An 18914-nucleotide genomic window follows, 5' to 3' on the forward strand; every position below is an offset into this window, starting at 1 on the left:
TGGCCCAAAGTCGTAGGGCAGGGCGCTTGACAGGGGTGACTGGTCAGTCTTGTAGGGACTTTGCGACACGCGTATCCTCGGCGGTCCGTCTGTCCAACAGTAAAAAGCGGAATGCCCACATGTCTGATTTGAAAACTGCCGCTCTCGAATATCACGCCCATCCTCGTCCAGGGAAGCTGAGTGTCGAGCTCACCAAGGCCACCGCTACCGCCCGCGATCTGTCGCTGGCCTACAGCCCCGGCGTAGCCGAACCAGTACGCGAAATCGCCCGCGATCCTGAACTGGCCTACAAATACACCGGTAAAGGCAACCTGGTTGCAGTCATTTCCGATGGCACCGCGATTCTCGGCCTGGGTAACCTCGGCCCGTTGGCTTCCAAGCCAGTCATGGAAGGTAAAGGCGTGCTGTTCAAGCGCTTCGCCGGCATCGACGTTTTCGACATCGAAGTCGACTCCGAAAGCCCGCAAGCCTTCATCGACACCGTCAAACGTATCTCCATCACCTTCGGCGGCATCAACCTGGAAGACATCAAGGCGCCTGAGTGCTTTGAGATCGAACGCGCTCTGATCGAGCAGTGCGACATTCCGGTTTTCCACGATGACCAGCACGGCACCGCCATCGTAACGGCGGCCGGCATGATCAACGCTCTGGAAATCGCTGGCAAAACCCTCGCTGACGCCAAGATCGTCTGCCTGGGCGCCGGTGCGGCCGCCATCTCCTGCATGAAATTGCTGGTAAGCATGGGCGCCAACATCGAAAACATCTTCATGGTTGACCGTACCGGCGTGATCCATTCCGGCCGTGACGACCTGAACCAGTACAAAGCGGTGTTCGCTCACGCGACCGAAAAACGCACCCTGGCTGACGCGTTGAGCGGTGCTGACGTGTTCGTCGGCCTTTCCGGCCCGAACCTGCTGAGCGCTGAAGGCCTGAAATCCATGGCGGCCAACCCGATCGTGTTCGCGTGCTCGAACCCGGATCCGGAAATCTCCCCGGAACTGGCACACGCCACCCGCGACGACGTGATCATGGCCACTGGCCGTTCGGACTACCCGAATCAGGTCAACAACGTGCTCGGCTTCCCGTTCATCTTCCGTGGTGCCCTGGACGTTCGCGCCAAGCGCATCAACGAAGAGATGAAAGTGGCCGCCGCCAACGCCCTGCGCGAACTGGCCAAGCTGCCGGTTCCTCAGGAAGTGTGCGACGCCTACGGCGGCATCAAACTGGAATTCGGTCGTGAGTACATCATTCCGAAACCAATGGATGCACGCCTGATCACCGTGATCTCCGATGCCGTGGCCAAAGCCGCGATCGAGACCGGCGTAGCGACCCTGCCGTACCCGAAGAACTACCCGCTGCAAAGCGTGGATGACGTGTTTAACGGCTAAGCCGTTGTAGCGCATCAACCGAAAGCCCCGGCTCGTAAGTGAGTCGGGGTTTTTTTATGCCTGGGAGTTTCGCAGCGGCAGTGATGGCCCCTTCGCGGGCAAGCCTCGCTCCTACAGGGATAGCGCCGGACCCGTAGGAGCGAGGCTTGCCCGCGAAGGCGTCGTGACAGGAAACACGGATGTTTGATCGTTCCCGCGCAGCGTGGGAACGATCAGAAACGAAAAAGCCCCGCGCTTCTTTCGAAGGCGGGGCTCCCGGTTTGCGTTACGCGATCAGAACAAGTCGATCGGCGCCGCTTCGTCCGCTGGCAGCGGGCTGCCCGGCGCGGTGCCGTTGCCCAGTTCGTTGGCCGACGGTGGCGTGTCTTCAGCCTTGAACAGCTCAAAGTACGCACCTGGCGTGCCTGGCGACGCGGCACGGCCGCTGACCGGGTCAACCCGCAGGCTGAGGATGCCTTCAGGCTCCGCTTGCGTGTGCGGCGGCTTGTCCTTGAGCGCGGCGGCCATGTAATTCATCCAGATCGGCAGCGCCACAGTGCCACCGAACTCGCGGCGACCGAGGCTTTCAGGCTGGTCGAAACCGGTCCACACCGTGGTCACGTAATCGGCGTTGTAACCGGAGAACCACGCATCCTTGGATTCGTTGGTCGTACCGGTTTTGCCAGCGATATCGGAACGCCCCAGCGCCAGTGCGCGGCGACCAGTGCCGCGCTTGATCACGTCCTCAAGCATGCTGTTGAGAATGAATGTGGTGCGACCATCGACAATCCGCTCGGCCACGGCCGGCGTTTGCGGCGCCGCTGCAGTGCTCGGCGCTTCACCCGGCGTTGCGTTGACCGTGAAGGCCTCGGCGGCAGCTGGCGCGGCTATGCCACTGGCCACGGCAGCGTTCTGCGGCACGCTTGGCGGGTTGGCGACGAACAGCGTGTCGCCATTGCGGCTTTCGATCTTGTCGATGATGTACGGGGTGATCTTGTAGCCGCCGTTGGCAAACGTGCTCCAACCGGTGGCGATCTCCATCGGCGTCAACGTCGCGGTGCCGAGGGCCAGCGACAGGTTGCGCGGCAGATCCTGCTTGTTGAAGCCGAACTTGCTGATGTAATCGATGGTGCGATCGACGCCCAGCGCCTGCAGCAATCGGATCGACACCAGGTTGCGCGACTTGTACAGACCTTCACGCAAGCGGATCGGGCCGAGGAAGGTATTGGTGTCGTTCTTCGGCCGCCAGACTTTGTCCAAGTACTCGTCGACAAACACGATCGGCGCATCGTTCACCAGCGTCGCGGCGGTGTAGCCGTTATCCAGCGCGGCGCTGTAGACAAATGGCTTGAAGCTCGAACCCGGCTGGCGCTTGGCCTGCAAGGCGCGGTTGTAGTTGCTCTGCTCGAACGCGAAACCACCGACCAGCGAGCGAATCGCGCCGTTCTGCGGATCAAGCGAAACCAGCGCCCCTTGAGCCTGCGGAATCTGGCTGAATTTCAGCGAATTGTCCGGCTGACGCTGCACGCGGATCAGGTCACCGACCTGCGCGACATCCGACGGCTGCTTCGGATTGGCGCCCATGCTGTTGGTGTTGAGGAACGGCCGCGCCCATTTCATCGTGTCCCAGCTGACGTGTTCGTCGCCGGTGCGGGTCAGCACCTGCACGCCATTCTTGTCGACTTGGGTAACGATCGCCGGTTCCAGACTGCTGATGGTGCGCTGCTTGGTCAGCTCGCTGGCCCAGGCTTCGCGGGTCTTGCCCGGCAAGCGCGACTCGGGGCCGCGATAACCGTGGCGCTGGTCGTAGGTCATCAAACCTTCGTGCAGCGCAGTGTTGGCCATTTCCTGAAGGTTGCTCGGCACCGTGGTGGTGACGCGGAAACCTTCGGTGTAGGCGTCGCTGCCGTAACGGCCGACCATTTCGGCGCGGGCCATTTCGGCGATGTAAGGCGCGTTCACTTCCGGGGTCGGCACGTGATAGCTGGCGTTCAGCGGCTCGTTGATCGCCGTGGTGTAGTCGGCTTCGGTGATTTTCCCGAGCTTGTACATGCGCCCCAGAATCCAGTCGCGACGCTCTTTGCTGCGCGCCGGGTTGGCCAGTGGGTTGAAGCGCGACGGGGCTTTAGGCAGGCCGGCGATCATCGCCATCTGCGCCAGGCTCACATCACGAATCGATTTGCCGTAGTAAACCTGCGCCGCCGCCTCGATGCCGTAAGCGCGGTTGCCGAGGTAGATCTTGTTGACGTACAGCTCAAGGATCTCGTCCTTGGTCAGCTGCCGTTCGATCTGCAGCGCGAGGAGAATTTCCGTGGTTTTACGCGAGAAGCTGCGTTCGCTGGTCAGGAAGAAGTTCTTCGCGACCTGCATGGTGATAGTGCTGCCGCCGGACTGAATGTGGCCGCTCTTGACCAGTTGGGTCGCGGCGCGCATCAGGCTGCCGGGATCGACGCCATAGTGGTTGGCGAAGTTATCGTCTTCAGCACTTAGTAACGCATTAATGAAATTGGGGGGAATGTCGGCGAAACGGATCGGAGTGCGGCGCATTTCGCCAAACTCTGCGATCAACTTGTTATCGCTGCTGTACACGCGCAGAGGAATCTGCAACTGAATGCTTCTCAGCGCCTCCACGGACGGCAATCCCGGACTAAGGTAAAGATAGGCGCCGCTGAGACCTAAAAGCAGTCCGCAGAAAACGGCGACGATGGACCAACCGAAAAATTTCAGCAGACGAATCAAGGCGTTTGGACATCCAGGGTGAAAAATGAATTTGGCGTCAGGGTCTTCTTAACAAGGAAAACAACCCGCGCTGGCAGTAAAAGCGGAAAAAATCGCTGGGCATTATAAGCATTTTTCCGCCGGGGGCGTCATGGGCGCTTCTGTCAAGACGTGGTGATTGAACGCAATGCACATTACAGAGTCCGTAACTCACGGATAGTCATAGGGAATTGGTAGTGCTAGGACTCTTCAATAAAAAGACCAGAACGCTTCTGGGGATCGACATCAGCTCGACGTCGGTGAAGCTTCTGGAGCTCAGCCGTCAGGGCGACCGCTACCGGGTCGAGGCCTACGCGGTGGAGCCTTTGCCGGCCAGCGCGGTGATCGAAAAAAACATCGCCGAGCTCGAAGGCGTGGGCCAGGCGCTGTCGCGTGTGCTGCTCAAGGCCCGCACCGGCATCCGCAACGTCGCAGTCGCTGTGGCCGGTTCGGCGGTGATCACCAAGACCATCGAAATGGACGCCGGGCTCTCCGACGACGAGATGGAAAACCAGCTCAAAATCGAAGCCGACCAATACATTCCTTACCCGCTGGATGAAGTTGCCATCGACTTCGAAGTGCAGAGCCTCTCGGCGCGCAACCCCGAACGCGTCAATGTGCTACTAGCCGCCTGTCGAAAAGAAAACGTCGAAGTCCGAGAGGCTGCGCTGGCCCTCGCCGGGCTGACCGCGAAAGTGGTCGATGTCGAGGCCTACGCGCTGGAGCGCTCATTTGGCCTGCTGGCCACGCAAATGGCGGTGAATCCGGAGCGCTCGACCGTTGCCGTGGTGGACATCGGCGCGACCATGACCACCCTGAGCGTGCTGCACAACGGGCGGATCATTTATACCCGCGAACAATTATTCGGCGGCCGCCAGCTCACCGAGGAAATCCAGCGCCGGTATGGCTTGACCACCGAGCAGGCCGGTCTGGCAAAGAAACAGGGCGGTTTGCCGGACGATTACGTCAGCGAAGTCCTGCAACCGTTCCGCGAAGCACTGGTGCAGCAAGTGTCGCGTTCATTGCAGTTTTTCTTTGCGTCCGGCCAGTACAACGCGGTCGACCATATCCTGCTGGCCGGCGGCACTGCGTCGGTGCCCGGACTTGACCGGTTGATCGAGCAACGCCTGAGCACGCCGACCCAGGTCGCCAATCCCTTCGCCGACATGGCGCTCAGCAGCAAGGTCAATGCCGGCGCCCTCGCCAGCGATGCCCCGGCGCTGATGATTGCCTGCGGTCTGGCCCTCAGGAGTTTCGACTGATGGCGCGGATCAACCTTTTACCGTGGCGCGAAGAACTGCGCGAAGAGCGCCGCAAACGCTTTCTGCTGGTGTTGATTGGCGTGGTGGTCGGCTCGATCGGCCTGGTGCTGATCACCGATCAAGTCATCGGCAACAGCATCAATCGGCAACTGGCGCGCAATGACTACCTCGGCAAACAGATTGCGGTGGTCGATGAGCGGATCAAGCAAATCAGCGAACTCAAGGCGCGTCGCCAGCAACTGGTCGAGCGCATGCGCATCATCCAGGACCTGCAAGGCAACCGGCAGATCAGCGGACGAATCTTCGACCAACTGGCGCGCACGCTGCCGGACGGCGTGTATTTCACCGAAGTGAAAATGGATGGCAAAACCCTATCCGTCACGGGCGCTGCCGAGTCGAACAACAAGGTTTCGGAGCTGATGCGCAACCTCGATGCGTCGGACTGGTTCGATGCGCCGAGCCTCACCGAAGTCAAAGCGACGACCGCCGGTCAGCTCGATCAGGCCAACGTGTTCCAGTTGACCGTGCGTCAGACGCAACCGGCGACGATGGAGGCTGCCAAATGAGCCCGTCGGAATGGTTTGAAGGCCTGCGCAAGATCGACATCAACGACCTGGACACCAACAACATCGGCTCCTGGCCGCCGGCCATCAAGGCTGCGGCGGGCATTCTGCTGATGGTTCTGGTGCTGGGGCTCGGTTACAACTTCTACATCAGCGACCTGGAAAACGAGCTCGATCTCAAGCGCGAGGAAGAAACCACGCTCAAGGAGCAGTTCGCCAGCAAGGCCAGCCTGGCGGCCAACCTGGAGCTTTACACGCAGCAGATGAAGGAAATGGAAAATTCCTTCGGCGTGCTGCTGCGCCAGTTACCCAGCGACACCGAAGTGCCGGGCTTGCTGGAAGACATCACGCGCACGGGGCTGGGCAGTGGCCTGGAATTCGAAGAGATCAAGTTGCTGCCGGAAGTCACCCAGCAGTTCTACATCGAGTTGCCGATCCAGATCACCGTCACCGGCGCCTATCACGACCTCGCGACGTTCGTCAGCGGCGTGGCCGGGCTGCCGCGCATCGTCACTCTGCATGACTTCGACCTCGCGCCGGCCAGCCCCGATGGCGGCACCAAGCTGCGCATGAGCATCCTCGCCAAGACCTATCGCTACAACGACAAGGGGTTGCAGAAATGACCCCGTTTCGTGGTTTGTCCCTGGGCGTTTTACTGATCGGTCTGGCCGGCTGCAGCGGCGAAAACGACTTCAGCGACCTCGATGCTTATCTCAATGAAGTGCGCCTGCGACCGCCGGGCAAGATTGAACCAACCCCGACATTCCGGTCCTACCCCACATTCACTTACAGCGCGGCCAACCTGCGCAGCCCGTTTTCGCGCCAGGTCAGGATCGACATGGCCGGGCAGAAGCACGGTTCGCGCAACGTCAAACCCGACCCCAACCGGGTCAAGCAGTACCTCGAAGGTTTCAACATCGAGCAGTTTGAAATGGTCGGCACAATCTCCAATGCCAACGGCTCCTTTGCCCTGCTGCGCGGGGCGGGCGGGGTGCATCGGTTGAAAGTCGGCGATTACCTGGGGCGTAACGATGGACGGATCGTCGCCATCAGCGGCTCGCAAGTCGATGTGGTCGAAATCGTTCCTGACGGCGAAGGCGCCTGGCTGGAACGGCCGCGGACCATCCCTTTGAAAGAGCACTCATAGTGGAACTCGAATAATGAACAGGATTTTCTCAACCCTCGGTATTTCGCTATGGATAGCGCTGTTATCGCCGATGGTCATGGCGGCCAACCTCAATGCGCTGGATGTCGCTGCGCTGCCGGGTGACCGCATCGAGTTGAAGTTGAGCTTCGATGGCCCGCCGCCCGCGCCCCACGGCTACACCACCGAATCGCCGGCGCGCATCGCGCTCGACCTGCCGGGCGTGGTCAGCAAACTGGCGAGCAAAAACCGCGATCTCGGCGGCGGCAATGCCCGCAGCGCCACGGTGGTCGAAGCCAAGGACCGCACGCGGCTGATCATCAACTTGACTGAGCTGACGCCGTACAGCGCCAGAGTCGAGGGCAACAATTTGTTCGTGGTGGTCGGCCAAGGTGCGCAACCGGCAGCGTCCAGAACGGCGGCACCCAAGCCTGCTACGGCTGCCAGCGCGCCGCGCACCGCCAGAGCCAATCCGGCGCCGACGAAAACCTTCGCGGCGGTCGGCAAAACTATTCGTGGCGTCGATTTCCAGCGCGGCACGCAGGGTGAAGGCAACGTCGTGATCGACCTGTCGGACCCTTCAATTGCGCCGGACATTCAGGAACGCGACGGCAAGATCATCCTTGGTTTCGCCCGCACGCAACTGCCGGAACCGCTGCGCGTGCGCCTCGACGTCAAGGATTTCGCCACGCCGGTGCAGTTCGTCAACGCCACCGCGACCGGTGACCGCGCGATGATCACCGTCGAGCCCAGCGGTGCTTACGAATACTCGACCTACCAGACCGACAACAAGCTGACCGTCAGCATCCGCCCGATGACCGCCGACGATTTGCACAAGCGCAACGCCGACCGGTTTGCCTACACCGGCGAAAAGCTCTCGCTGAATTTTCAGGACATTGATGTGCGCTCGGTGCTGCAACTGATCGCCGACTTCACCAACCTCAATCTGGTGGCCAGCGACACGGTGCAGGGCGGCATTACCTTGCGCCTGCAAAACGTGCCGTGGGATCAGGCGCTGCATCTGGTGCTGAAAACCAAAGGCCTGGATAAACGCATGATCGGCAACGTCCTGCTGGTCGCGCCAGCGGATGAAATCGCCGCCCGTGAACGTCAGGAACTGGAGTCGCAGAAGCAGATCGCCGAACTGGCGCCGCTGCGTCGCGAGCTGTTGCAGGTCAACTATGCCAAGGCTGCGGACATCGCCAAACTGTTCCAGTCGGTGACCAGCGCCGAAGCGAAAATCGACGAGCGCGGTTCGATCACTGTTGATGAGCGCACCAACAACATCATTGCCTACCAGACTCAGGATCGCCTCGACGAGCTGCGCCGGATCGTCGCGCAACTGGATATTCCGGTGCGCCAAGTGATGATCGAGGCGCGAATCGTCGAAGCCAACGTCGACTACGACAAGAGCCTCGGCGTGCGCTGGGGTGGTTCGATCCAGAACAAGGGTAACTGGAACGCTTCGGGTGTCAGCAGCGGCGCCAACGGTTCGACGACGATTGGCACGCCGGGCAGCACCAGCACCAACTCGCCGTTCGTCGACATGGGCACAGCGGCCAATACCTCCGGGCTCGGCATCGCGTTCATCACCGACAACGTGTTGCTCGATCTGGAGCTGACCGCGATGGAGAAGACCGGCAACGGCGAAATCGTTTCGCAGCCCAAGGTCGTCACGTCCGACAAGGAAACCGCGAAAATCCTCAAAGGCACGGAAATCCCCTATCAGGAAGCCAGCTCTAGCGGTGCGACATCGGTGTCGTTCAAGGAGGCTTCGCTGTCGCTGGAGGTGACGCCGCAAATCACCCCGGACAACCGCATCATCATGGAGGTCAAGGTCACCAAGGACGAACCGGATTACCTGAACAAAGTGCAGGACGTACCGCCGATCAAGAAAAACGAGGTCAACGCCAAGGTGTTGGTCAATGACGGCGAGACCATCGTCATCGGTGGGGTTTTCTCAAATACTCAAAGCAAGGTTGTAGATAAGGTGCCATTTCTCGGCGATGTGCCGTATCTTGGCCGCCTTTTCCGGCGTGACGTGGTTTCGGAGAAAAAATCCGAGCTGCTGGTATTTCTCACTCCGCGTATCATGAACAACCAGGCGATTGCTGTGAGTCATTGATTCTGTGCGAAATTTGATTCTTGTAGGACCGATGGGCGCTGGAAAAAGCACCATCGGCCGTTTGCTGGCCAAAGAGCTGCGCCTGCCATTCAAAGATTCCGACAAGGAAATTGAATTGCGAACCGGCGCCAATATCCCGTGGATCTTCGATAAGGAAGGCGAGCCCGGCTTTCGTGATCGCGAGCAAGCGATGATCGAAGAGCTGTGTGCCTGCGACGGCGTGGTGCTGGCGACCGGTGGCGGCGCGGTGATGCGTGAAGCCAATCGTCGGGCCCTGTATGCCGGCGGACGGGTGGTTTACCTGCACGCCTCGGTCGAGCAACAAGTCGGCCGCACCTCTCGTGATCGCAATCGTCCGTTATTGCGCACCGCCGATCCGGCGAAAACCCTGCGTGATCTGCTGACCCTGCGCGATCCGCTTTATCGGGAAATCGCCGATCTGGTGGTGGAAACCGATGAGCGGCCGCCGCGAATGGTCGTCCTCGACATTCTCGACCGCTTGCAGCAACTTCCTCCCCGTTAAAGCGCGGCGCGAAATGCGCTATCCTCGGCGTCCTGTCATGGCCGCAAAGGTTGTGGCGGATGGCTGGCAAGCGGCGTCACACCAGCAGACGCCCGGCTCATTTGGTTACCGGCACATTGGATTATTCAAGGCAGGACGCCTGATTCCATCTTCACTGTGGGGACACATGCAGACACTCAAGGTCGATCTAGGCGAGCGCAGCTACCCGATTCATATTGGCGAAGGTTTGTTGGATCAGCCTGAGTTGCTGGCCCCGCATATTCGCGGACGGCAAGTGGCTATCATCTCCAACGAGACCGTGGCGCCGCTCTATCTCGAACGCTTGAGCAAAAGCCTCGCGCAGTTTTCGGTGGTGTCCGTGGTGTTGCCGGACGGCGAGTCGTTCAAGAACTGGCAAACCCTGCAACTGATTTTCGACGGTCTGCTGACCGCACGGCACGACCGCCGCACCACGGTGATCGCCCTCGGCGGCGGTGTGATTGGTGATATGGCCGGTTTTGCTGCTGCGTGCTACCAGCGCGGCGTCGACTTCGTTCAGGTACCGACTACGTTGCTGTCGCAGGTCGATTCGTCGGTCGGCGGCAAAACCGGGATCAACCATCCGCTGGGCAAAAACATGGTCGGCGCCTTCTATCAGCCGAATGTCGTGCTGATCGACACCGCAACCCTCAATACCTTGCCGGCTCGCGAGCTCTCTGCGGGCCTGGCCGAAGTCATCAAATACGGTTTGATCTGCGACGAGCCGTTCCTTACCTGGCTTGAAGAAAACGTCGAGCGCCTGCGTGCGCTCGACCAAGTGGCGCTGACCTACGCGATCAAGCGCTCCTGCGAAGCCAAGGCTGAAGTGGTCGGCGCCGACGAAAAGGAAACCGGGGTTCGCGCCACGTTGAACCTGGGCCACACTTTCGGCCACGCCATCGAAACCCACATGGGCTATGGTGTGTGGTTACACGGTGAAGCGGTCGCTGCTGGCACCGTAATGGCGCTGGAAATGTCCGCACGTCTCGGCTGGATCAGCGAGCGGGAACGCGAGCGCGGCATCCGCCTGTTCCAGCGCGCCGGCCTGCCGGTGGTGCCGCCGGAAGAGATGACAGAAGCCGATTTTCTCGAACACATGGCAATTGACAAGAAAGTGATCGACGGTCGTTTGCGCCTGGTGCTGCTGCGCCGCATGGGCGAAGCGGTGGTGACCGACGATTATCCGAAAGAGGTTCTACAGGCCACGCTGGGAGCGGATTACCGCGCCCTGGCTCAGCTTAAAGGTTAATAAGATCCCGATGACTAGTTTGCATGCCGACGAGGCTTTCCTCGGCCATTTCCAGTTAAGCCATGACCCTTTTGCGCCACGGGTGCCTGGCTTCAAATTCTTCCCGGCCCAGCGCAAACCAGTGCTGGGTCAACTGCATCATCTGGCGCGTTACAGCCAGTTGCTGCTCGTTGTGACTGGCCCGCAAGGCAGCGGCAAGACGCTGTTGCGCCAGGCTCTGGTGGCCAGCACCAACAAGCAATCGGTGCAAAGCGTGGTGGTTTCCGCCCGTGGCGCCGGTGACGCGGCGGGCGTGTTGCGTCAGGTCGCGCAGGCGTTGAACGTTGCTCAGCCGGAGATCGGCGCGATCCTCGCTCAAGTGGTGCAATTGGCACTCACCGGGCAGGAAGTCTATTTGCTGGTGGACGACGCCGAGCAGCTCGACGAGTCCTCGCTCGAAGCCTTGATGGCGCTGGCCGCTGGCGCACCTGAAGGTCGCCCGCACGTGTTCCTGTTCGGCGAGTCGTCGCTGATTGCGCAACTTGAGGCTTTGAACCTCGAGGAAGAGCGCTTTCACGTCATCGAACTGCAGCCGTACACCGAAGAAGAAACCCGCGAATACCTCGATCAGCGTCTTGAAGGCGCCGGCCGCGGTATCGAACTTTTTACCGCAGATCAGATCTCTGATATTCACGAAAGCTCCGACGGCTGGCCTGGCAACATCAACCAGGTTGCCCGCGATGCGATGATCGAAGCAATGATTGCCAGCCGCACAGCGGTGAAGCGTCCAAGTATGGGGTTCAACATGCCGAAGAAACACGTATTGGCGATTTCCGCCGTCGTCGTGGTCGCGGTAGCCGCCGCCTGGTTGATGCCGGGCCGCAACAAGACACCGACCACCGGCGCTCCTGTCAACGAGCAGGCACAACTGCCGTTGGGCACGCCGCAACCGAACGCTGCTGGCGGCGCGCCTGCCGTCGAGTTCGCCGGTAACACCCAGCCAATGCCGCTGCCGCTGGTCGGCCAGCAGCAGCCGGTCATGCGCAGCCCTCTGGCCGAAGCGGCTGGCGGCATCACTGAAGGCGACGACGGCGTGCCGGTCGAAGGCTCCAGCGCGACGCCGCCAACCGTGACCACCTCGGCGCCACCGGCCGGCATTCAGCCAGGCCCGGCACCGACCCCGGCGCCAGCGGCCAAACCGGCTCCAGCGCCGGCACCGACCCAGATCGCAACCGCCAAGCCTGCCCCGGCGCCAGCGGCAAAACCGGCGCCAGCGCCGGCCAAACCTGCCGTTGCTGCCAAACCTGCCGAGAAGCCGGTCACCGTGGCCAAGGCTGCTGGCGCAGGCTGGTACGGCGGTCAGCCGACGAGCAATTACGTAGTGCAGATTCTCGGCACCAGCTCTGAAGCCGCTGCGCAAAGCTTCGTCAAGGAGCAGGGCGGCGAGTACCGTTATTTCAAGAAAGTGCTGAACGGCAAACCGCTTTACGTCATCACCTACGGCAGCTTCGCCAACCGCGATGCAGCCCTGACCGCCATCAAGGCCTTGCCAGCGAAGGTTCAGGCTGGTAAACCTTGGCCTCGCACTGTCGCCAGCGTCCAACAGGAACTGGCAACAACTCGCTGAAGATTCGGCGGCCTTACCCAGGCCGCCTCTCCAAGCACCTCAAAATTTCTGCAAGTGCGCGCCGTCTCTACAGACCGCGTGCCTTGTGGTGTCTGCGTCACAGTAGTCTTTGAGTCGTTGCGGTCAAAATTAAAAAAGTTTTGACTAGCACAGCAGATCGCTTTAAACCTTTCACAAATGCGACATAGATTTGCGACAGTTCGTCGTCAAATTTGTGAGCGTCTGTGTCGCTGTGTACAATGACCACCCTTTTGCCCCCGCTAAGCCGACGAACGTTCGGCGCGGATCGCAAGTGGTTGAATTGAAAAGAAATTTGCTTCGAAAAGAAGCAGCCTGGTGAGAAAGTGTCTATGAAAGCAGGTCTGTACCAACCAGATGAATTCAAGGATAACTGCGGTTTCGGCCTGATAGCCCACATGCAGGGCGAGCCCAGTCATACCCTTTTGCAAACGGCCATCGAGGCCCTGACCTGCATGACCCACCGCGGTGGGATCAACGCCGACGGCAAGACCGGTGACGGTTGCGGCTTGCTGATTCAAAAGCCCGATGTGTTCCTGCGAGCCATTGCCCAGGAAACCTTCGGCGTCGAACTGCCCAAGCAGTACGCCGTGGGCATGGTCTTCTTCAATCAGGACCCGGTGAAAGCCGAGGCCGCTCGCGAGAACATGAACCGCGAGATCCTCGCTGCCGGCCTGACCCTCGTTGGCTGGCGCAAAGTGCCAATCGACACCAGCGTCCTCGGCCGCCTGGCCCTTGAGCGCCTGCCGCAGATCGAGCAGGTGTACATCGGCGGTGAAGGCCTGAGCGATCAGGACATGGCGATCAAACTGTTCAGCTCGCGTCGTCGCTCGTCCGTGGCCAACGCCGCCGACACCGACCACTACATCTGCAGCTTTTCGCACAAAACCATCATCTATAAAGGCCTGATGATGCCGGCGGACCTGTCCGCCTTCTATCCAGACCTTAGCGACGAGCGCCTGCAAACCTCGATTTGCGTGTTCCACCAGCGCTTCTCCACCAACACCTTGCCGAAATGGCCGCTGGCGCAGCCGTTCCGCTTCCTCGCGCACAACGGCGAAATCAACACGATCACCGGTAACCGCAACTGGGCTGTGGCCCGGCGCACCAAGTTCACTAACGATCTGATGGACCTGGAAGAACTCGGCCCGCTGGTCAACCGCGTCGGTTCCGACTCGTCGAGCATGGACAACATGCTCGAACTGATGGTCACCGGTGGCATCGACCTTTTCCGTGGCGTGCGCATGATCATTCCGCCAGCGTGGCAGAACGTCGAAACCATGGACCCGGATCTGCGTGCGTTCTACGAGTACAACTCGATGCACATGGAACCGTGGGACGGCCCGGCCGGCGTAGTAATGACCGACGGTCGCTACGCCGTGTGCCTGCTCGACCGTAACGGTCTGCGTCCGGCGCGTTGGGTCACCACCACCAACGGTTTCATCACTCTGGCCTCGGAAATCGGTGTCTGGAACTACCAGCCTGAAGACGTTATCGCCAAGGGTCGCGTAGGTCCGGGGCAGATCTTTGCGGTGGACACCGAAACCGGGCAGATCCTCGACACCGATGCGATCGACAACCGCTTGAAGTCGCGTCACCCGTACAAGCAATGGCTGCGCAAGAATGCCCTGCGCATCCAGGCGACCATGGAAGATAACGACCACGGCTCGGCGTTCTACGACGTTGACCAACTCAAGCAGTACATGAAGATGTATCAGGTCACGTTCGAAGAGCGTGATCAGGTGCTGCGTCCGCTCGGCGAGCAAGGCTACGAAGCCGTCGGTTCGATGGGCGACGACACGCCGATGGCCGTGCTCTCGCAGCGTGTGCGCACGCCGTACGATTACTTCCGCCAGCAGTTCGCGCAGGTCACCAACCCGCCGATCGACCCGCTGCGTGAAGCCATCGTCATGTCGCTGGAGATCTGCCTCGGTGCCGAGCGCAACATCTTCGAAGAATCGCCGGAACACGCCTCGCGCGTGATCCTCAGCTCGCCGGTCATTTCCCCGGCCAAGTGGCGCTCGCTGATGAACCTGGAGCGTCCGGGTTTCGAGCGCGCGATCATCGACCTCAACTACGACGAAAGCGTCGGCCTCGAAGCGGCCATCCGCAACGTGGCCGATCAGGCTGAAGAAGCCGTGCGTTCCGGTCGTACCCAGGTTGTATTGAGTGACCGTCACATTGCTCCGGGCAAGTTGCCGATCCACGCTTCGCTGGCGACCGGCGCGGTGCACCACCGCCTGACCGAAAAAGGCCTGCGTTGCGACTCCAACATTCTCGTTGAAACCGCTACCGCCCGTGACCCGCATCACTTTGCGGTGCTCATCGGTTTCGGCGCCTCGGCGGTTTATCCGTTCCTGGCCTACGAAGTACTGGGCGACCTGATCCGTACCGGTGAAGTGCTGGGCGACCTCTATGAGGTGTTCAAGAACTACCGCAAAGGCATCACCAAAGGTCTGCTGAAGATCCTCTCGAAGATGGGCATTTCGACCATCACTTCGTACCGCGGTGCGCAGTTGTTCGAAGCCATCGGCCTGTCCGAAGAAGTCTGCGAACTGAGCTTCCGTGGTGTGCCGAGCCGCATCAAGGGTGCGCGTTTCGTCGACATCGAAGCCGAACAGAAAGCCCTCGCCGCAGAAGCCTGGAGCCCGCGCAAGCCCATCCAGCAGGGCGGTTTGCTGAAGTTTGTGCACGGTGGCGAATATCACGCCTACAACCCGGACGTCGTCAGCATGCTGCAAGCCGCAGTGCAGCAAGGCGACTACAGCAAATTCAAGGAATACACGGCGCTGGTGGACAACCGCCCAGTGTCGATGATCCGTGACTTGTTCAAAGTGAAGACCTTGGACACGGCGCTGGACATCAGCGAGATCGAACCACTGGAATCGGTGCTCAAGCGCTTCGACTCCGCCGGCATCTCTTTGGGCGCGTTGTCGCCCGAGGCTCACGAAGCCCTCGCCGAAGCGATGAACCGCCTCGGTGCGCGTTCCAACTCCGGCGAAGGTGGTGAAGACCCGGCGCGCTACGGCACCATCAAGAGCTCGAAAATCAAGCAGGTTGCGACTGGCCGTTTCGGGGTGACTCCGGAATACCTGGTCAACGCTGAAGTGCTGCAGATCAAAGTCGCGCAGGGCGCCAAGCCCGGCGAAGGTGGTCAGTTGCCGGGTGGCAAGGTCAACGGGCTGATCGCCAAGCTGCGTTATGCCGTGCCGGGCGTGACCCTGATTTCGCCGCCGCCGCATCACGACATCTACTCGATTGAAGACTTGTCGCAGCTGATTTTCGACTTGAAACAAGTCAACCCGAAAGCGCTGGTCTCGGTGAAGCTGGTTGCCGAAGCAGGCGTCGGCACCATCGCTGCCGGTGTGGCCAAGGCCTACGCGGACTTGATCACCATTTCCGGCTACGACGGCGGCACCGGCGCATCGCCGCTGACCTCGATCAAATACGCTGGCGCCCCATGGGAACTCGGCCTCGCCGAAACTCACCAGACCCTGCGCGGCAACGATCTGCGCGGCAAGGTCCGGGTACAAACCGACGGCGGCCTGAAAACCGGCCTCGACGTGATCAAGGCTGCGATCCTCGGCGCTGAAAGCTTCGGCTTCGGCACCGCGCCAATGATCGCTTTGGGCTGCAAATACCTGCGCATCTGCCACCTGAACAACTGCGCCACCGGCGTTGCGACGCAGAACGAGAAGCTGCGCAAGGATCACTACATCGGCACCGTCGACATGGTGGTGAATTTCTTCACCTACGTCGCCGAAGAAACCCGCGAGTGGCTGGCGAAACTGGGCGTGCGTTCCCTTGAAGAGCTGATCGGTCGTACCGATCTGCTGGACATCCTCGAAGGCCAGACTGCCAAGCAGCAGCACCTCGATCTGACGCCATTGTTGGGCAGCGATCACATCCCGGCCGACAAACCGCAGTTCTGCCAGGTTGACCGCAACCCGCCGTTCGACAAGGGTCTGCTCGCCGAAAAAATGGTCGACATGGCCACCTCGGCGATCAACGACAAGAGCGGCACCGAGTTCGAACTGGATATCTGCAACTGCGACCGTTCGATTGGCGCACGGATCTCCGGCGAAATCGCGCGCAAGCACGGCAACCAAGGCATGGCGAGCGCGCCGATCACCTTCCGCTTCAAAGGCACGGCCGGTCAGAGCTTCGGTGTGTGGAACGCCGGCGGCTTGAACATGTATCTGGAAGGCGATGCCAACGATTACGTCGGCAAAGGCATGACCGGCGGCAAACTGGTCATCGTTCCGCCGAAGGGCAGCGTCTACAGGACCCAGGACAGCGCGATCATCGGTAACACCTGCCTGTACGGCGCCACTGGCGGCAAGCTGTTCGCTGCCGGCACTGCGGGCGAGCGTTTCGCCGTGCGTAACTCGGGTGCGCACACTGTCGTGGAAGGCACGGGCGATCACTGCTGCGAATACATGACCGGTGGTTTTGTCTGCGTGCTGGGCAAGACCGGTTACAACTTCGGCTCAGGCATGACCGGCGGTTTCGCCTACGTGCTCGACCAGGACAACACCTTCGTTGACCGGGTCAACCACGAACTGGTGGAAATCCAGCGGATCAGCGGCGAAGCGATGGAAGCCTATCGCAGCCACCTGCAACGCGTGCTGGACGAATACGTCGCGGAAACCGACAGCGAATGGGGTCGTAACCTCGCTGAAAACCTCGATGACTATCTGCGCCGTTTCTGGCTGGTCAAGCCCAAGGCTGCCAACCTGAAATCGTTGCTTTCCAGCACCCGTGCCAACCCGCAGTGATATGCGCCTGAAGAGTTTGATGAGGTTTTAACAATGGCTGAACGTCTGAATAACGACTTCCAGTTCATCGACGTCGGGCGCAAAGATCCGAAGAAGAAACTGTTGCGTCAACGCAAGAAAGAGTTCGTGGAAATCTACGAACCGTTCAAACCCCAGCATTCGGCCGATCAGGCCCACCGCTGCCTGGGGTGCGGTAACCCATATTGCGAATGGAAGTGCCCGGTGCACAACTTCATTCCGAACTGGCTGAAGCTGGTGGCCGAGGGCAACATCCTCCAGGCCGCCGAGCTGTCGCACCAGACCAACACCTTGCCGGAAGTGTGTGGCCGGGTGTGTCCGCAGGATCGTCTGTGCGAGGGTGCCTGCACCCTCAACGACGGCTTCGGCGCGGTGACCATCGGTTCGGTCGAGAAGTACATCACCGACACCGCGTTCGCCATGGGCTGGCGCCCGGACATGTCCAAGGTCAAACCGACCGGCAAACGTGTCGCGATCATCGGCGCAGGCCCGGCCGGCCTGGGCTGTGCCGACGTGCTGGTACGCGGCGGCGTGACCCCGGTGGTGTTCGACAAGAATCCGGAAATCGGTGGTTTGCTGACCTTCGGCATCCCCGAGTTCAAGCTGGAAAAGACTGTGCTGAGCAATCGCCGCGAAGTCTTTACCGGCATGGGCATTGAGTTCCGCTTGAACACCGAAGTGGGCAAGGACGTGACCATCGAGCAACTGCTCGAAGAATACGATGCGGTGTTCATGGGCATGGGCACCTACACCTACATGAAGGGCGGTTTTGCCGGTGAAGACCTGCCGGGCGTGCACGATGCGCTAGACTTCCTGATCGCCAACGTCAACCGCAACCTCGGTTTTGAAAAGTCGCCGGAAGATTTCGTCGACATGAAAGGCAAGCGAGTGGTGGTGTTGGGCGGCGGCGACACGGCGATGGACTGCAACCGCACGTCGATTCGCCAGGGCGCCAAATCGGTGACCTGCGCGTATCGTCGCGACGAAGCGAACATGCCGGGCTCGCGCAAAGAAGTGAAGAACGCCAAGGAAGAAGGGGTGAAATTCCTCTACAACCGCCAGCCGATCGCCATCGTCGGTGAAGACCGCGTCGAAGGCGTAAAGGTCGTCGAGACTCGTCTCGGCGAACCGGACGCCCGTGGCCGCCGCAGCCCCGAGCCGATCCCGGGCTCCGAAGAGATCATCCCGGCCGACGCCGTGGTCATCGCATTCGGTTTCCGTCCGAGCCCGGCGTCGTGGTTCGAACAGTTCGAAATCCAGACCGATAGCCAGGGCCGCGTCGTCGCCCCGGAACAAGGTCAATACAAGCACCAGACCAGCAACCCGAAAATCTTCGCCGGTGGCGACATGGTTCGCGGGTCTGACCTGGTGGTGACGGCGATCTTCGAAGGGCGCAATGCGGCTGAAGGGATCCTGGATTATCTGGGGGTCTGATCAAGCGACATAAAACCCTGTAGGAGTGAGCCTGCTCGCGATGGCGGTAGTT

At 60.6% G+C, this 18914-nt stretch carries 12 protein-coding genes; 11 read left to right on the plus strand and 1 reads right to left on the minus strand.

The window, feature by feature from the left end; translation table 11 throughout:
- Positions 1–119 precede the first annotated feature (119 nt).
- A complete protein-coding gene (locus FBY12_RS19580) occupies positions 120–1388 on the plus strand; it encodes a malic enzyme-like NAD(P)-binding protein (protein ID WP_145255086.1) in 1269 nt (422 codons plus the stop codon).
- A 273-nt stretch (positions 1389–1661) separates the two neighbouring features.
- On the opposite strand, the gene FBY12_RS19585 is transcribed toward FBY12_RS19580, so the two are convergent.
- Positions 1662–4106, minus strand: coding sequence for a penicillin-binding protein 1A (locus tag FBY12_RS19585; protein ID WP_145255090.1), 2445 nt, complete (start codon positions 4104–4106; stop codon positions 1662–1664).
- Between the two features lie 215 nt (positions 4107–4321).
- Between FBY12_RS19585 and FBY12_RS19590 the strand changes: the two genes are divergently transcribed.
- From FBY12_RS19590 to FBY12_RS19640, 10 genes are all read left to right on the plus strand, one after another.
- Positions 4322–5386, plus strand: coding sequence for a pilus assembly protein PilM (locus FBY12_RS19590; protein ID WP_145255093.1), 1065 nt, complete (start codon positions 4322–4324; stop codon positions 5384–5386).
- Entirely contained in the window at positions 5386–5952 is a 567-nt protein-coding gene (locus FBY12_RS19595; RefSeq protein WP_101207720.1) for a PilN domain-containing protein, read from the plus strand. Before FBY12_RS19590 ends, FBY12_RS19595 begins: the two co-directional genes overlap by 1 nt.
- Positions 5949–6572, plus strand: coding sequence for a type 4a pilus biogenesis protein PilO (gene pilO, locus FBY12_RS19600; protein WP_092274480.1), 624 nt, complete (start codon positions 5949–5951; stop codon positions 6570–6572). The genes FBY12_RS19595 and pilO overlap by 4 nt, the downstream gene beginning before the upstream one ends.
- Positions 6569–7096 carry a pilus assembly protein PilP gene (locus FBY12_RS19605; protein WP_101207719.1) on the plus strand — a complete coding sequence of 176 codons (528 nt, stop codon included), beginning with the start codon at positions 6569–6571 and terminating at the stop codon, positions 7094–7096. Before pilO ends, FBY12_RS19605 begins: the two co-directional genes overlap by 4 nt.
- A gap of 13 nt (positions 7097–7109) precedes the next feature.
- On the plus strand, positions 7110–9218 hold the full coding sequence (gene pilQ / locus FBY12_RS19610; RefSeq protein WP_145255096.1) for a type IV pilus secretin PilQ: 2109 nt from the start codon (positions 7110–7112) through the stop codon (positions 9216–9218).
- 4 nt (positions 9219–9222) lie between these two features.
- On the plus strand, positions 9223–9741 hold the full coding sequence (aroK, locus tag FBY12_RS19615) for a shikimate kinase AroK (protein ID WP_121731583.1): 519 nt from the start codon (positions 9223–9225) through the stop codon (positions 9739–9741).
- 166 nt (positions 9742–9907) lie between these two features.
- Positions 9908–11008, plus strand: coding sequence for a 3-dehydroquinate synthase (gene aroB / locus FBY12_RS19620; RefSeq protein WP_145255567.1), 1101 nt, complete (start codon positions 9908–9910; stop codon positions 11006–11008).
- Between the two features lie 10 nt (positions 11009–11018).
- Positions 11019–12614, plus strand: a complete 1596-nt coding sequence (locus FBY12_RS19625) for an AAA family ATPase (protein WP_145255099.1) — start codon at positions 11019–11021, stop codon at positions 12612–12614.
- A gap of 350 nt (positions 12615–12964) precedes the next feature.
- A complete protein-coding gene (gltB, locus tag FBY12_RS19635) occupies positions 12965–17410 on the plus strand; it encodes a glutamate synthase large subunit (RefSeq protein WP_145255102.1) in 4446 nt (1481 codons plus the stop codon).
- Positions 17411–17443: 33 nt separating this feature from the next.
- Positions 17444–18862: an FAD-dependent oxidoreductase gene (locus tag FBY12_RS19640; RefSeq protein WP_121731579.1), complete on the plus strand. Its 1419-nt coding sequence runs from the start codon at positions 17444–17446 to the stop codon at positions 18860–18862.
- The last annotated feature ends 52 nt before the right edge of the window (positions 18863–18914 follow it).

This window comes from Pseudomonas sp. SJZ131, from assembly GCF_007828705.1.
GTDB classification, from domain to species: Bacteria; Pseudomonadota; Gammaproteobacteria; order Pseudomonadales; family Pseudomonadaceae; genus Aquipseudomonas; species Aquipseudomonas prosekii.

Excerpts from the sequence above, each read along its gene's own strand:
- FBY12_RS19580 (WP_145255086.1), top strand. The coding sequence starts at position 120 with ATGTCTGATTTGAAAACTGCCGCTCTCGAATATCACGCCCATCCTCGT.
- FBY12_RS19595 (WP_101207720.1), top strand. The coding sequence starts at position 5,386 with ATGGCGCGGATCAACCTTTTACCGTGGCGCGAAGAACTGCGCGAAGAG.
- pilO (WP_092274480.1), top strand. The coding sequence starts at position 5,949 with ATGAGCCCGTCGGAATGGTTTGAAGGCCTGCGCAAGATCGACATCAAC.
- FBY12_RS19605 (WP_101207719.1), top strand. The coding sequence starts at position 6,569 with ATGACCCCGTTTCGTGGTTTGTCCCTGGGCGTTTTACTGATCGGTCTG.
- pilQ (WP_145255096.1), top strand. The coding sequence starts at position 7,110 with ATGAACAGGATTTTCTCAACCCTCGGTATTTCGCTATGGATAGCGCTG.
- aroB (WP_145255567.1), top strand. The coding sequence starts at position 9,908 with ATGCAGACACTCAAGGTCGATCTAGGCGAGCGCAGCTACCCGATTCAT.
- FBY12_RS19625 (WP_145255099.1), top strand. The coding sequence starts at position 11,019 with ATGACTAGTTTGCATGCCGACGAGGCTTTCCTCGGCCATTTCCAGTTA.
- gltB (WP_145255102.1), top strand. The coding sequence starts at position 12,965 with ATGAAAGCAGGTCTGTACCAACCAGATGAATTCAAGGATAACTGCGGT.
- FBY12_RS19640 (WP_121731579.1), top strand. The coding sequence starts at position 17,444 with ATGGCTGAACGTCTGAATAACGACTTCCAGTTCATCGACGTCGGGCGC.